General features: G+C 43.1%; 16 protein-coding genes. 3 read left to right on the plus strand and 13 right to left on the minus strand.

The features are described from left to right. Positions 1-52 precede the first annotated feature (52 nt). The 3 genes from MWG72_RS08610 to pheS all read right to left on the minus strand — a co-directional run bounded on the left by MWG72_RS08610 (position 53) and on the right by pheS (position 3,884). Positions 53-349 (minus strand): integration host factor subunit alpha, encoded by a 297-nt coding sequence (locus MWG72_RS08610; RefSeq protein WP_004278269.1) that lies wholly within the window; start codon positions 347-349, stop codon positions 53-55. Further along, complete coding sequence (gene pheT, locus MWG72_RS08615; RefSeq protein WP_247143778.1) at positions 346-2,727, minus strand: phenylalanine--tRNA ligase subunit beta; 2,382 nt, start codon at positions 2,725-2,727, stop codon at positions 346-348. The genes MWG72_RS08610 and pheT overlap by 4 nt, the downstream gene beginning before the upstream one ends. A gap of 176 nt (positions 2,728-2,903) precedes the next feature. Continuing rightward, complete coding sequence (gene pheS / locus MWG72_RS08620) at positions 2,904-3,884, minus strand: phenylalanine--tRNA ligase subunit alpha (protein ID WP_247143779.1); 981 nt, start codon at positions 3,882-3,884, stop codon at positions 2,904-2,906. 159 nt (positions 3,885-4,043) lie between these two features. Here pheS and MWG72_RS08625 point away from each other — a divergent pair, with 159 nt between their 5' ends. Then, entirely contained in the window at positions 4,044-5,069 is a 1,026-nt protein-coding gene (locus MWG72_RS08625) for a hypothetical protein (RefSeq protein WP_247143780.1), read from the plus strand. A 350-nt stretch (positions 5,070-5,419) separates the two neighbouring features. Here the strand turns inward: MWG72_RS08625 and MWG72_RS08630 are convergent, their stop codons facing one another. The 7 genes from MWG72_RS08630 to MWG72_RS08660 all read right to left on the minus strand — a co-directional run bounded on the left by MWG72_RS08630 (position 5,420) and on the right by MWG72_RS08660 (position 8,220). Next, positions 5,420-5,758, minus strand: a complete 339-nt coding sequence (locus MWG72_RS08630) for a GNAT family N-acetyltransferase (protein WP_005250784.1) — start codon at positions 5,756-5,758, stop codon at positions 5,420-5,422. A gap of 6 nt (positions 5,759-5,764) precedes the next feature. Further along, entirely contained in the window at positions 5,765-5,902 is a 138-nt protein-coding gene (locus MWG72_RS08635; RefSeq protein ID WP_005250783.1) for a hypothetical protein, read from the minus strand. Positions 5,903-6,053: 151 nt separating this feature from the next. Then, entirely contained in the window at positions 6,054-6,413 is a 360-nt protein-coding gene (rplT, locus tag MWG72_RS08640; RefSeq protein ID WP_004647525.1) for a 50S ribosomal protein L20, read from the minus strand. Positions 6,414-6,424: 11 nt separating this feature from the next. Next, complete coding sequence (rpmI, locus tag MWG72_RS08645) at positions 6,425-6,619, minus strand: 50S ribosomal protein L35 (RefSeq protein ID WP_004278281.1); 195 nt, start codon at positions 6,617-6,619, stop codon at positions 6,425-6,427. A gap of 185 nt (positions 6,620-6,804) precedes the next feature. Next, complete coding sequence (locus MWG72_RS08650; RefSeq protein WP_247143781.1) at positions 6,805-7,227, minus strand: YqaA family protein; 423 nt, start codon at positions 7,225-7,227, stop codon at positions 6,805-6,807. 7 nt (positions 7,228-7,234) lie between these two features. Beyond that, the gene (locus MWG72_RS08655) at positions 7,235-7,525 is read right to left on the minus strand and encodes a hypothetical protein (RefSeq protein WP_004732951.1); all 291 of its coding nucleotides are present in this window, start codon (positions 7,523-7,525) and stop codon (positions 7,235-7,237) included. A gap of 74 nt (positions 7,526-7,599) precedes the next feature. Further along, entirely contained in the window at positions 7,600-8,220 is a 621-nt protein-coding gene (locus MWG72_RS08660) for a glutathione S-transferase family protein (protein ID WP_247143783.1), read from the minus strand. Between the two features lie 283 nt (positions 8,221-8,503). Here MWG72_RS08660 and MWG72_RS08665 point away from each other — a divergent pair, with 283 nt between their 5' ends. Both MWG72_RS08665 and MWG72_RS08670 read left to right on the plus strand, forming a co-directional pair. Next, on the plus strand, positions 8,504-8,959 hold the full coding sequence (locus tag MWG72_RS08665; protein ID WP_004278288.1) for an Hsp20 family protein: 456 nt from the start codon (positions 8,504-8,506) through the stop codon (positions 8,957-8,959). Between the two features lie 104 nt (positions 8,960-9,063). Next, positions 9,064-9,615 (plus strand): hypothetical protein, encoded by a 552-nt coding sequence (locus MWG72_RS08670; protein ID WP_247143784.1) that lies wholly within the window; start codon positions 9,064-9,066, stop codon positions 9,613-9,615. Between the two features lie 43 nt (positions 9,616-9,658). Here the strand turns inward: MWG72_RS08670 and infC are convergent, their stop codons facing one another. The 3 genes from infC to MWG72_RS08685 all read right to left on the minus strand — a co-directional run bounded on the left by infC (position 9,659) and on the right by MWG72_RS08685 (position 13,532). Next, positions 9,659-10,210: a translation initiation factor IF-3 gene (gene infC, locus MWG72_RS08675; RefSeq protein WP_071850398.1), complete on the minus strand. Its 552-nt coding sequence runs from the start codon at positions 10,208-10,210 to the stop codon at positions 9,659-9,661. A 5-nt stretch (positions 10,211-10,215) separates the two neighbouring features. Continuing rightward, complete coding sequence (thrS, locus tag MWG72_RS08680) at positions 10,216-12,138, minus strand: threonine--tRNA ligase (protein ID WP_044112835.1); 1,923 nt, start codon at positions 12,136-12,138, stop codon at positions 10,216-10,218. A gap of 224 nt (positions 12,139-12,362) precedes the next feature. Continuing rightward, on the minus strand, positions 12,363-13,532 hold the full coding sequence (locus MWG72_RS08685; protein WP_247143785.1) for an alanine racemase: 1,170 nt from the start codon (positions 13,530-13,532) through the stop codon (positions 12,363-12,365). Positions 13,533-13,541 lie beyond the last annotated feature (9 nt).

Here is a 13,541-nt window from a genome sequence, read left to right on the forward strand (position 1 = left end):
ATTTTAAAAACTGGAACTTAACAATATTGATCCCAGTTTTTAAAAAAGCAGATCAGTTGACCTGCTCATTTCCCACACGTTGACGGAACTTCTGTCCGGCACGGAAGGTGACCACACGGCGTGCAGAAATCGGAATCTCTTCACCCGTTTTCGGGTTACGGCCCGGACGTTGACGCTTATCACGCAACTCGAAATTACCAAAACCCGAAAGTTTTACTTGCTCGCCTGAGATGAGCGCCTGGCTAATCTCATCGAAGAACAACTCAACCATTTGTTTTGCTTCACGACGGTTTAAACTCGTGAGCTCACTTAAATGATCAGCCATTTCTGCTTTAGTTAGTGCTGTCATGAAGCCCTCAATGTCGCTTGGTAAGTGTTTTCTAACACTTGAAGGATATTATCCATACCTGATTTAATTTCAGCATCTTCCAGTGTACGGCTTGGATGCTGCCAGAGAAGTGCAAATGCCAGTGAGCGTTTCCCTTCTTCTACTCCTTGTCCAGTGTACACATCGAACAACCAAGTTGAGTCTAAAAGCTCTCCGCCTGTTTTTTCGATAAGTCCCTGAATTTCGCTAACATTAATCTTATCATTAATTAAAAGCGCAATATCACGTCGAATCGATGGAAAACGTGATAATTCTGTAAAATTAGATACATAAGTTTGCAAAACAGCCGCTTGATCCAATTCTGCTACCCATGTGGTTGCCAGATCAAGTTCGTCTTCAAGTGAGGGATGTAAACGCCCCAAGTAACCAATTGATTGACCATTCACGAGAATTTCTGCGGATTGCCCTGGGTGCAACCAGCTACGCTCTGAACGCACATATTCTACTTTGACACGACCAGCAGCCAGAATTTCTTCTACATCACCCTTAAAGTCAAAGAAGTCCATTGGCTGTGCCTTACCATGCCAAGACTCAGCATGACGTGAACCAGTCGCAATCAATGCAAAAGTTGGAATCTGTTTTAAATCATGGATGCTGCTGGCTTCTTGATAGTCGAAACGCAGACCGAGCTCAAAGAAACGTACACGGCTTTGCTGGCGGTTGACATTGTACTGAACACAAGGAATCAGGCTAGACAGCAAGGTTGAACGCATCACAGCCAAATCACTTGAAATTGGATTAGCTAATGCTAATGGATTCACACTGGAATTAAGTTGCTTTTCAAGTTTTAGGTCTGAGAAGCTAAAGCTGATCGCTTCTTGGTAACCTAAAGTTACGGCAGTTTGACGGAGTTGGCCCAACTCAAATTGATCTTGGTATTTCGCCAATTTCACATCAATCACAGGCAGACTGATTTGAATATTGTCATAACCGTGAATACGTGCCACTTCTTCAATCAAATCTTGATAGATCACCATGTCATAACGATGTGATGGCGGCACTACAGACCACTCACCTTCTGCTTTTACTGTAACTTCACAACCTAAACGGGTTAAAGCATCAGTAATGAACGCTGAGTCAACACTATAACCTAGCAGTTGATCGACTTGGGCTTGATTCAATTCAATTGCGTCACGTGTTGGCAATAGAGCCGCATTTTCGGCAACTGTAATTGGTCCGAACTCACCGCCCGCAAGTTCAGCAATCAATTGTGATGCGCGGTGCATAGCGATCAATGGCAATTCAAAATCGACACCACGTTCATAACGCTGAGAAGCATCGGTATGCAAGCCAAAGCTACGTGCACGACCCGCAATATGCAGTGGCGCGAAGAATGCAGATTCCAGGAAAATTTCAGTGGTTGCATCGCTAACTGCTGAAGACAAGCCGCCCATAATACCGGCAATGGCTAATGCTTTTTCATCATCTGCAATCACCATCACTTTTTCGTTGAGTTCAACTTCTTGTTCATTGAGCAAAACTAACTTTTCAGCTTCCGTCGCTTGACGTACATGTACCGCACCTTGAACTTTACCACCATCAAATGCGTGTAGCGGTTGACCCAGCTCCATCAGCACATAGTTGGTAATATCGACCAGAATGCTGTGCTGACGAATACCTGAACGTGCCAATGCACGCTCCATCCATACAGGCGTTGGTGCTTTAATGTTAACATTTTTGATCACACGACCTAAGTAACGTGGACAACCTTCAGTTGTCACCACAACTTGTTTTTCATCAGCAATCGTTGCAGTTACTTCTTTAATTTCAGGCGCAGTCACTGGCAATTGGTTAATCACACCAATCTCACGTGCGATCCCGCGAATACTGAAGCAGTCCCCACGGTTCGGTGTAATGCTGATGTCGATCACATTGTCATCTAGGTCTAGATATTCACGGATATTTACACCTACAGGTGCATCCGCAGGAAGCTCTAGCAAACCGTCAATCTTGTCTTCAAGATCAATTTCTGAAGCGCCGCACAGCATGCCTTGTGACTCGATACCACGTAGCTTGCCTTTTTTGATTTCGAAATCACCTGGCAGTACTGCACCAATGATCGCAACTGGCGCTTTCATGCCGGCACGTACGTTTGGCGCACCACATACAATTTGTAGAGGCTCACCAGAACCGATATTGACAGTGGTCACACGTAAACGGTCAGCATCCGGATGCTGTTCTACTGTCAGGACTTCCCCCACCACTACACCAGTAAAGGGTTTAGCTGCAGGAGATAAGTCATCGACTTCCAGACCCAACATGGTCAATTGATCAGAAAGTTTTTCGCTATCGATGGCTGGGTTGACCCATGTGCGTAGCCAATTTTCGCTAATTTTCATACATTCAATTCCTGAATCTCCCCTAACCCCTCTTTAATAAAGAGGGGAATACCCACACTTTTATTGGTTTCGTGTAAGTCCCCCTTTCTCAAAGGGGGATTTAGGGGGATTATTTAAAATCTAAAAACTAATCTATTTCCCAAACCCTAATTCATAGAGGGAGAGGATTAAAAATTTTAAGCAAACTGGCGTAAGAAACGCATATCGTTTTGGAAGAACATACGTAAGTCATTCACGCCATAACGCAGCATTGCAAAACGTTCAACACCCAGACCAAAAGCAAAGCCTTTGTATTTTTCAGGATCAATGCCTGCAGCTTGCAGCACATTCGGATGCACCATACCGCAGCCCAATACTTCTAACCAGCGACCGCGTTCATCCATAATATCCACTTCCGCACTCGGCTCTGTGAACGGGAAATAAGATGGACGGAAACGTACTTTCAAATCTTTTTCGAAGAATTCGTTCAGCAGGTTAATCAGCAAACCTTTCAGTTCCGCGAAGCTGGTATTTTCAGCCACGTATAAACCTTCGATCTGATGGAACATCGGTGAGTGGGTTTGATCCGAATCACAACGGTAAACACGGCCCGGACACACGATCTGGATTGGTGGTTGCTGGGTTTCCATGGTACGAATCTGTACACCAGACGTATGCGTACGCAGCAAATGGTTCACATCAAAATAGAAAGTATCGTGCATGGCACGCGCCGGGTGATGACCTGGAATGTTCAGTGCTTCAAAGTTGTGATAGTCATCTTCAACTTCAGGACCTGTTGCAATCGTAAAACCTGCCTTGGTAAAGAACTGGCAAATACGCTCTTGCACCTGGGTCACTGGATGGATACTGCCCACCTGCTGGCCACGACCTGGTAAAGTAATATCAATGGTTTCGCTTGCCAGTTTTTGTTCTAAGGCAGCTTTATGCAGTTCTGCCTGACGTGATGTCAATGCAGCGGTAATGGTTTCACGTACAGCATGGATTTGTGCGCCGAAGACTTTACGTTCTTCGGGATCCATTTTACCAAGCGACTTAGATTGTTCCGCGAGCTGGCTTTTTTTCCCCGTAAATTGCACTCGTACTTGATCAAGTGCAGCAAGGTCTTGAGCTGCTGCAATCGCAGCGAGCGCTTCAGTGGTCAGGGCTTCCAGTGACATAGTAACTCTCAAAGCAACAGGTTAAAAAATATTTTAAAAACCCCATATTCTAACAGTTTTTAGACACTTTGATGAAGATGCGTTTTAAGGAAAATTAGATTGGCATGATTAAATATAAAAAGTATAAGATAAACACAATATCAATCAGATCAAATCACTATGGCACTCGATCAAATTTGGAAACAGCAACTGACCCTCGTCACTTACGGCAATGAGTATTTGACTCAGGACCTGAGTTTCAATCGTTGGATTCAACATTCCATTTTTAATCAGCATCAGTTTGCCTTTCGGGATCTGATGTCACAACATCTGCTGGCCCAGCATTTCCAGATCTGGCTGGAAGTCCTGAAAAAACAAGGTGTGCGTCGCCTTAGCTTGCATCGCTCTGATTTACTGGTTGATGAAAAAAATCCGAATGCCAATGTTGAGCTATTACCACTGGCACATTTTATTGTCAGTCATGGTGCCAAAACCAAAACTGCCTGGATTATCGGCAAAGAACTACCTGAATGGTACAGCGCAGACAATGATTACGAAGCACCTAAATCACAGCAATCCCCTTTACGCCATGAAACTTTCTGGTGTTATGAGCTAAATCCTAAACTGGCCAAGCGCATTGATGTGGATCTGGAAGCGCCAAACTGGGATGATATTCAGGCCTATACCGATCATGAACTGTTTGAAAGTAGCCTTGCCCAAGATTTTACCGAACCTGCATATACCAATTTGCCTTATTACGGCACCATGCCTGCCATTCAAGCCGATAGCGAAAGTCATTTGGCCTTAATTCCCACTGACTATTCAGCGGATTATGCTCACCAGACTTTGTACCGCCTAGATGCATTGAATGACTTTATTCAAACGAAAATCCAGCATCCTTATCGTGCAGATGGCGAAGTACTCAGCCCGGAGCAGCAACTTAACCTGCGACATTTTTCGCAAAAAATTGATGATTTAAGTGCTAAATTCATCAGCAAAGTCGCCAATCACTATAAAACTGCACAGCTAACACCAAAAGTTGCACCTGACCCATTTGTCGGTATGAGTACCGAAGACCGCTCACCAAAAATTTCTAAAGCAGAAAAACCTCAGGACCCAGGCAAATCCAGTTCATCTGCAAATGTGCTGACCTTAATTGTGATCACTGTGATTATCTGTCTGATTGGCTACTATTTCGGCCTTTAACATTTTGCCAGAAAAGCTTGAACATCACGGGCAGAATTCAATGGATATTTTGATATTCATGAGCAGGCATCAACTTGAAATAATGCTGACGATTTTGTGATAGGTTTTCATCATCCATCAGATGATGGAATCACGACTGAGTATCTGTCTTAAAATTTCAGCATTATTTGAATGAGCCGAAGCTGTCATTTGCTGATCGCCCGGAAATGCTCTCTTAATTGACCGGTGGAGATATTGAGATAAAAAGATAAATCAGCCATACACTTCTAAGGGCTGATTTATTTTCTATCGTCTTTTCCCAGGTTTTAGATTTTTCTACGTTGAGCCAGCTGGGCCAGAGTATTCAAAAATTAAATGTCCCACTGATAACATAAGTCTTTAAGATTCTCGCCCAGATCGCTGGCATCTCCTTCACTGACAAAATAGGCGCCGGTCTTTTCATAAAAATAACGACTGGAATTCAGGTTCAATACGCTGCACTGCATATACTGGTAGGATTTTTCTCGACTTAAACCCAGACCCAATTGAACCAAATCACGTCCAATGCCGCGACCTTGAATATTTTGAAGCAAATAAAGTGCTCTCAATTCACTAATTGGTGCATCCACTGGAAAATTAAAGGCAGCAAATCCGAGCACCTGAGCATTTTCTTCATAGACAAATACCTGTCGATTTTCCTGTTCAAGCACAGAACGCTACAAGGCGGCTCTTTGTTCTACACACAATGCATCTAAAATTTCTTGTTTGATGATGTTTTTATAGCTTTCACGCCAGCTTTGTACGTGCACTTGGGCAATCGGCAGGACATCCTGTTGAGTGGCAAGTCGAATCATTATTTTTAAGCCTTATTTTTGATTATGCAGTTTAACAATGACTAAAAAATATAGGATTTACAATATTGATTTTTAAATAATATTTAAAATGACTACTTTTATTTAAGCATAAAAAAGACCGCTAAAAGCGGTCTTTTCAAGTCATAAAGACTTATGCAGCCAATGCATCTTTAGCTTTAGAAGCTAAAGCAGCAAACGCAACTGCGTCATGCATAGCGATGTCAGCAAGTACGCGACGGTCGATAATCACTTGAGCTTTTTTCAAGCCAGCGATCATACGGCTGTACGACAAACCATTTTGACGAGCACCAGCGTTGATACGTGCAATCCACAAAGCGCGGAATTGACGTTTCTTCTGACGACGGTCACGGTAAGCATATTGACCAGCTTTGATTACCGCCTGGAACGCTACGCGGTAAACGCGTGAACGAGCACCATAGTAACCTTTAGCGCGAGCAAGAATTTTTTTGTGACGGCGATGAGCCTGTACACCACGTTTTACACGAGCCATTTATAATCTCCTTAGATGTACGGGCACATACGACGAACTGAAGCAACGTCACTTACGTGAACCATTACACAGCCGCGCAATTGACGAATACGCTTAGCAGATTTTTTGGTCAAAATGTGGCGTTTGAACGCTTGTTTACGCTTAAAACCGTTAGCAGTCGCTTTAAAGCGTTTAGCTGCACCACGGCGAGTTTTCATCTTAGGCATAACAACCTCTTTTGAACACCTGTTCGGCTCGTTTGCACCATTACAAAACGACCTGCAGGTAAGGGAGCGAGTATTCTAAAGCATCTTTGTTTAAAACAAAAGCATCTTCAGCCAATAAGCGAATTTAAAGAATGATTTCGCTCTGAAATAATATCCAAGACTGGATCAAGAAAATAGCTTCAGACTTAGAACATGGCAAAGGCCGCATAGACAAACAGATAACGTCCAATTTTAGCGATGCTGACCATGAGCAGAAAACGGGCGAAGTTTTCTTTTAATAGTCCCGCAATTAAAGTGAATGGATCACCAATAATAGGCACCCAGCTCAGCAGTAAAGACCAGTAACCATATTTCTGATAGGTCTTTTGCGCCTTGAGCATCTTATCTGCTGAAACCGGGAACCACTTTTTATTTTTATAATGTTCAATCTTGAGACCCAGATACCAGTTCACACAAGACCCCAGAATATTGCCCAGACTGGCCACGGCAATTAACAGCACTGCATGCTGCTTGTTCTGCACTAAAAGCCCCAGCAAAACCGCTTCAGACTGTAAAGGTAGTAAGGTCGCTGCACCAAAGGCCGACAGAAACAGTAAAAATAGGCTCATTACAGCATTAATGGCTCAAGCCCATTTTTTTCTTGGCTTTACTGTATTCCCAACTGGACCAAACGACTGCCGTCACCATCGCCATGATCCGCGCCCACTTATACTGCTCATTGAGCGGTGCAATTGCAGCACGGAGAATCTGCTGATCTTTGGTATTTAGGGCAGCAATCACCTGATCGATATGCACAATTTCAGCAACATACAGCACTAAACATGCAGCAATGCCGAAAAGAATGCTCCAGTAAATTCGGGTATTACTTTCAACAATCTTGGTAAAGTTCAGAAGAAAATCGTTCATATATCCATCCAATAAAAAACCACCGTAAGGGTGGCTTTATTTGCTTAAGGCTATTTTAACATAAAGGCAGACGCTTAACTGACCTGTATTGCCAACGCTTTCTGAACCGCAGGACGAGCATTCAAACGATCGATATATTTGGAAACTTCAGGATAGTCTTCCAGAGTGATCTGCTGCCAGTCATGCCGTAATAACCAAGGGAAAATGGCCATATCTGCAATCGAGTATTCGCCAGCCACATACTCCTGCCCGACCAGCTGTTTATTCAACACCCCATATAAACGCTTGCTTTCATTGACATAGCGCTCTGTGGCATAAGCAATCCGCTCAGGTGCAAAACGGCTAAAGTGATGATTTTGCCCGAGCATCGGCCCCAAACCGCCCATTTGCCACATCAGCCACTGTTCAACCTGAATACGCTTCACTTCATCAGTTGGATAAAACAGACCTGTTTTGCGACCTAGATATTGCAAAATCGCACCTGACTCAAAAATTGAAATGGCGCGGCCATGTGGCCCATCCTGATCAACAATTGCCGGGATTTTATTATTGGGAGAAATAGCCAGAAAATCGGACTGGAACTGGTCATTTTCCAGAATATTGATGGGAATAATTTGATATTCCAGCCCCATTTCTTCTAGAGCAATACTAATTTTATGGCCGTTGGGGGTGCTCCAATAATATAAATCGATCATTTTCTTTTAATACTCCCTGCACTTTTGCTGTGCGATGATGTACTCAACATAGAGGATTTAGAAAGAAACAACAAGTCTGCATTTAAAAATTATTTTTCAATAAATATCAAAATGTTATTAAAAAATTATATAATTTTTTATTTTTAATCTTGAAAATTTCAACCCCAAACACATATTTATTTCTGCATAAGGATTGCGTCAATCTTATGCCCTGTCGATGTCTGACATGACAGATCTTATTTTCTTGTTTTTATAACTTTGCTTAAGTGAGAAGGTTCTAATCATGAGTAACTTAAATCTTCATCCATTATTTCGTCGTAGTATTGGTTTTGATCGCTTGAATGACTTTATTGATTACGCCATGCAAAGCGATGCGCCAAATTATCCACCGTATAATATCGAAAAGCATGGTGAGAATAATTACCGTATCGTGGTGGCAACTGCGGGTTTTCGTCAGGAAGAACTCGACATTCGTCTGGAAAATAAGTTGCTGACCATCTTGGGTAAGCCTGAAAACCAGAGCAATGACAGTATTGAATTCCTGCACAAAGGCATTGCGCGACGTGCATTTAAATTATCTTTACGTCTGGATGAATATATTGAAGTACAACAGGCAGACTATGAAAATGGTTTATTGATCATCGACTTGCAGCGCATTATTCCAGAAGAAAAATTGCCGCGTCAAATCCCGATTGGCAATAAACTGCTTATTGCAAATGATGAAAAATCAGTGGAATAAGCTCGATTAAGTACGCAAAGGAAGGTCCGCAAGGACCTTTCTTTTTGGCTACAGATTCCTTAAGCTCATTGAGGCAATACGCTTTCTGATCATAAAAATAAACCATGAATGTGCCAGAAAACGTCCTGTTTCATCAAGCTAGCCCGATCATGCGCGCTATGGGATATTTACTGTTTTGTTATCCGGTCGGAATATTCAGCATTTTTTATTTCAGCAGTGTGCGTAGCAATTCCAGTTTTTTCCAAGGACTATTATTTTTATGGCAGGAGTCTCCTGACTTTTATATTTATATTGGCGGCTTTCTTGGTCTTTCGCTGCTTATGCTGGGAACTAAACTGAAAATCACCTCACAAGCTATTTATTATACTTTGGCCGGTTTCCGCATCAGCCTGTGCTTAAAACGACATTCGGTACAGTATAGCTTTCTGAATCCACGCTATGCTTCTCTCAAAGCACATCTCAAAAGCTGGCTCTATAACATGCCAGCGCATGTGATTAGTCAACGTGATGGCACTTTGGATTTTAAATTGCATCAATCCGGTCTAATAAATCAAATTTGTCTTGGATTTTTCCGGATTCAGCTGTCGATGTTTTCCCGCCCGCAAGCTCAACAGATTATGCAGGCCATACAAAGTGCCTGGAACTTTAGAGCATAAAAAAAGCCCTGCATATGCAGGGCTTTTTTCGCTTAATGAGTGCTTACTTTTTCTTTTTAGGACCAAGTAGCATACCCATTTGACGGCCTTCCATTTTCGGCATCTGCTCAACAGTACCGAATTCAGCCACGTCAGCTTCAATTTTTTGCAATTGAGCTAGACCCAACTGTTGGTGCGCCATTTCACGACCACGGAAACGAAGCGTGATTTTCACCTTGTTACCTTCTTCAAGGAACTTGATGATTGCACGTAGTTTTACGTTGTAATCACCAACATCAGTACCCGGGCGTAGCTTGATTTCTTTCACCTGGACTTGATGTTGTTTTTTCTTCGCTTCTTTCTGCTTTTGCTTAAGATCAAACAAATGCTTGTTGAAGTCCATGATCTTACATACTGGTGGCTCAGCGTTTGCTACGATCTCAACAAGATCCAGTTCAACACTTTCTGCTGCGCGTAGGGCGTCAGCTAAGCTTACAATCCCTTTCTGCTCACCATTTTCGTCTACAAGACGGACTTCTTTCGCACGAATTTCATCATTCAAGGCAGGACGGTTTGATTTGTTACCGCCCTGTTGATTACGGTCAGGCTGTTTAATCGCTGTTACTCCACAATGTACCGGCCGCGTTCGGCTACGGCTGCTTTTACTAGGTCAACGAAAGCATCGATTGACATAGTACCCAAATTTGTTCCTGAGCGGGTACGCACGTTTACGGTACCTTCCTCTACTTCACGGTCCCCAAGTACCAGTAAGTAAGGAATACGCTCTAATGTACGTTCACGAATCTTAAAGCCGATTTTCTCATTTCTCAAGTCAGAAATTGCACGGATACCGTTTTCTTTAAGTTTTGCGACGACTGACTCACATGCCTCAGCTTGAGAATCGGTAATGTTCATTACACATGCTTGCATTGGTGCCAACCAAGGTGGCATGAAGCCTGCGTAGTGTTCGATCAGTATACCAATAAAACGCTCGAAACTGCCAAGAATTGCACGATGTAACATTACTGGCTGATCGCGGTCATTATCTTCAGTGACATAAGACGCATCTAAACGTTCTGGCAAGTTAAAGTCACACTGAATGGTACCACACTGCCAGACACGACCTAAGCAGTCTTTCAGAGAGAATTCAATCTTCGGACCGTAGAATGCGCCCTCACCTGGTTGAAGCTCCCACTCAAGACCCGCAGCATCTAAAGCATCTGCCAAAGATTTTTCTGCCATATCCCAAAGCTTGTCATCACCCACACGTTTTTCAGGACGCGTCGACAACTTCATTTGTACTTCTTCAAAGCCAAAATCTTTGTATACATCCAGTGTCAATTTGATAAAGTCTGCAACTTCAGGACCAATCTGCTCTTTGGTACAGAAAATATGCGCGTCATCTTGGGTAAAGCCACGTACACGCATAATGCCGTGTAAAGAACCTGATGGTTCGTTACGGTGACATGAACCGAATTCTGCTAAACGTACAGGAAGATCACGGTATGACTTCAAGCCTTGATTGAACACTTGTACGTGACAAGGACAGTTCATTGGCTTCACCGCATAGTTACGGTTTTCAGAATGCGTGGTGAACATATTGTCTGCATAGTTAGCAGCATGTCCTGATTTTTCCCACAGCGTGAAATCAACCACTTGCGGTGTACGGATTTCTTCGTAGCCATTGTCTTGCTGAACTTTACGCATGTATTGTTCAAGCACTTGATAAATGGTCCAGCCATTTGGATGCCAGAACACCATACCCGGTGCTTCTTCTTGCATATGGAACAAATCAAGTGCTTTACCGATTTTACGGTGATCTCGTTTTTCTGCTTCTTCAATCCGTTTTACATAAGCCGCAAGCTGCTTCTTGTCTGCCCACGCTGTACCGTAAATACGTTGTAGCTGTTCGTTTTTCGCATCACCGCGCCAGTAAGCACCTGAAATTTTAGTCAGCTTGAACGATTTTAAGAATTTGGTGTTTGGAACGTGCGGACCACGGCACATATCCAAGTAATCCTGATGGTAGTACAAGCCCATTTGCGTTTCTTCAGGCATGTCTGCAATCAAGCGCAATTTGTATTCTTCGCCACGCGCAGTGAATTCTGCAATGACTTCATCACGCGGTGTCATTTTTTTGATGACATCGTAGTCTTGATCGATGAGCTTTTTCATACGCTCTTCGATGGCTGCCATGTCGTCTAAGGTAAACGGACGTGGCATCCAGATGTCATAGTAGAAACCTTCTTCAATGACCGGACCAATGACCATCTTTGCTTCTGGGAACAGTTGCTTAACTGCATGACCGACCAAATGCGCGCAAGAGTGACGAATGATCTCGACACCGGCTTCGTCTTTAGGCGTGATAATTTGTAGTGTTGCATCTTCAGTGATGAGATCAGACGCATCAACCAGACGATCGTTGACACGGCCAGCAACTGTATTTTTTGCAAGACCAGGACCAATGCTAAGTGCAACGTCCATCACAGATACGGCGTGATCAAACTGTTTTTGATCGCCATTTGGCAAAGTGATAATTGGCATAAGAAATCCTTAAGGAGTGATGCCCCGTACCATGGAGCATATCACCGCGAGATTATGATCGAGGCACAGCCTCAAAAGATAAAAACGGTGGATAAATAAAATCGATTCGAATTTTACACGGCTTGGCCGCATGATTAAACCTTTTCCCAATAAAAATAAGATTTACCGTCAAATCTGTGCCTGATCGTTAAAGGCTTAGGCTCATTTTTCATTTCAGAATATGGTTATTCCCGGAACGTCTGCCACTGGAGAAACTTCCCTTCTGCATAGACATACAGCTGTGCGAATTGCGGGATGATAGCTTCACTTTGTGTCGGTCTTAAAAACACATAATCATCGACATGAATATCGCACTGCATGGGCATCTGAAGTATTTCCTGATTGCTGCTGCGGCCATACAATACATGCGGCCGGCTTTTTTCAGGGTAGATATAATCCGCTCGCCAATAGCCTCCGTAAATAAATACGGCTTTATATTGATGAGGAAGATAATTCAGCAGCTCCAGACCGGGAATCTGACTACAAGGCAACACTTTTAAAATGGGTGCGGCAATCCATAAAGCACAGCTTAAAGCGGACAAATTTTCCAGATCAAAATCACTCGGCTTAAGCAGCATCGAGCCAAAGGCCAGATCATTACAGACACTTTGCTGGCAATGCTGCATAAAGGTTGGACTTCCCCCACCGTTAAAACACAAACCTTCATGCCATAAATCCGGGAATTTTCGCTGAAGAATACTTTTGTATTGTTGATACATCTGCTGCGATTGCTGATAACTTTTGTCGGGACTTTTCAAAATTTTTGGCAGTTTGGCGACATGTGCATCATAGCCCATTAGACCCGAAAGTTTGAGATAAGCCGCGTTGTGCTGAATCAGCTTCATTAAGGCTATAAATTGCTGCTGCGTTTGTACGCCGCCACGATGCAGGCCCACATCAATTTCAATGTTTACATGCAAACGAATATTGAGTCGTTGTGCGAGCTGAAGATATTGTTGCAGATGTTCTACATCATCAATCAGCCATTGAATACTTCCTTGATCATTGATTTTATTTTGATCAGATAAAGTTTGATAAAAAGATTTTAGCGCCTGAATTGGCATCGGTTTTCCCAACAGAATATCCGCTTGTGAAAATGCCTCCATAATTTCCGCAAGATGCGGCAGATGAAAAACCATAAAGCGCTGGGTATTCAGCTTTTCACTGGCCAGTTTGAGTAGCGGAATACTCGCCAAGGATTTCACCACTAGGCGTGGTTTTAACTTCGCAGGCAATTTTGACTGTACATAGTCCAAATTACCTTGATAGGTTTTTAAATCTAAAATCAGTTGCGGTGTGCCAGTGCCCTGCCGTTTTAATTCCTGCGTCAGTTGCTGAAAATAATTTGATTGCATCGCCCTCTC

Source organism: Acinetobacter lwoffii (genome assembly GCF_022967985.1).
In the GTDB taxonomy this organism is placed as follows: domain Bacteria; phylum Pseudomonadota; class Gammaproteobacteria; order Pseudomonadales; family Moraxellaceae; genus Acinetobacter.

Excerpts from the sequence above, each read along its gene's own strand:
- MWG72_RS08610 (WP_004278269.1), bottom strand. The coding sequence starts at position 349 with ATGACAGCACTAACTAAAGCAGAAATGGCTGATCATTTAAGTGAGCTC.
- pheT (WP_247143778.1), bottom strand. The coding sequence starts at position 2,727 with ATGAAAATTAGCGAAAATTGGCTACGCACATGGGTCAACCCAGCCATC.
- pheS (WP_247143779.1), bottom strand. The coding sequence starts at position 3,884 with ATGTCACTGGAAGCCCTGACCACTGAAGCGCTCGCTGCGATTGCAGCA.
- MWG72_RS08625 (WP_247143780.1), top strand. The coding sequence starts at position 4,044 with ATGGCACTCGATCAAATTTGGAAACAGCAACTGACCCTCGTCACTTAC.
- MWG72_RS08635 (WP_005250783.1), bottom strand. The coding sequence starts at position 5,902 with ATGATTCGACTTGCCACTCAACAGGATGTCCTGCCGATTGCCCAAGTG.
- rplT (WP_004647525.1), bottom strand. The coding sequence starts at position 6,413 with ATGGCTCGTGTAAAACGTGGTGTACAGGCTCATCGCCGTCACAAAAAA.
- rpmI (WP_004278281.1), bottom strand. The coding sequence starts at position 6,619 with ATGCCTAAGATGAAAACTCGCCGTGGTGCAGCTAAACGCTTTAAAGCG.
- MWG72_RS08650 (WP_247143781.1), bottom strand. The coding sequence starts at position 7,227 with ATGAGCCTATTTTTACTGTTTCTGTCGGCCTTTGGTGCAGCGACCTTA.
- MWG72_RS08655 (WP_004732951.1), bottom strand. The coding sequence starts at position 7,525 with ATGAACGATTTTCTTCTGAACTTTACCAAGATTGTTGAAAGTAATACC.
- MWG72_RS08660 (WP_247143783.1), bottom strand. The coding sequence starts at position 8,220 with ATGATCGATTTATATTATTGGAGCACCCCCAACGGCCATAAAATTAGT.
- MWG72_RS08665 (WP_004278288.1), top strand. The coding sequence starts at position 8,504 with ATGAGTAACTTAAATCTTCATCCATTATTTCGTCGTAGTATTGGTTTT.
- MWG72_RS08670 (WP_247143784.1), top strand. The coding sequence starts at position 9,064 with ATGAATGTGCCAGAAAACGTCCTGTTTCATCAAGCTAGCCCGATCATG.
- thrS (WP_044112835.1), bottom strand. The coding sequence starts at position 12,138 with ATGCCAATTATCACTTTGCCAAATGGCGATCAAAAACAGTTTGATCAC.
- MWG72_RS08685 (WP_247143785.1), bottom strand. The coding sequence starts at position 13,532 with ATGCAATCAAATTATTTTCAGCAACTGACGCAGGAATTAAAACGGCAG.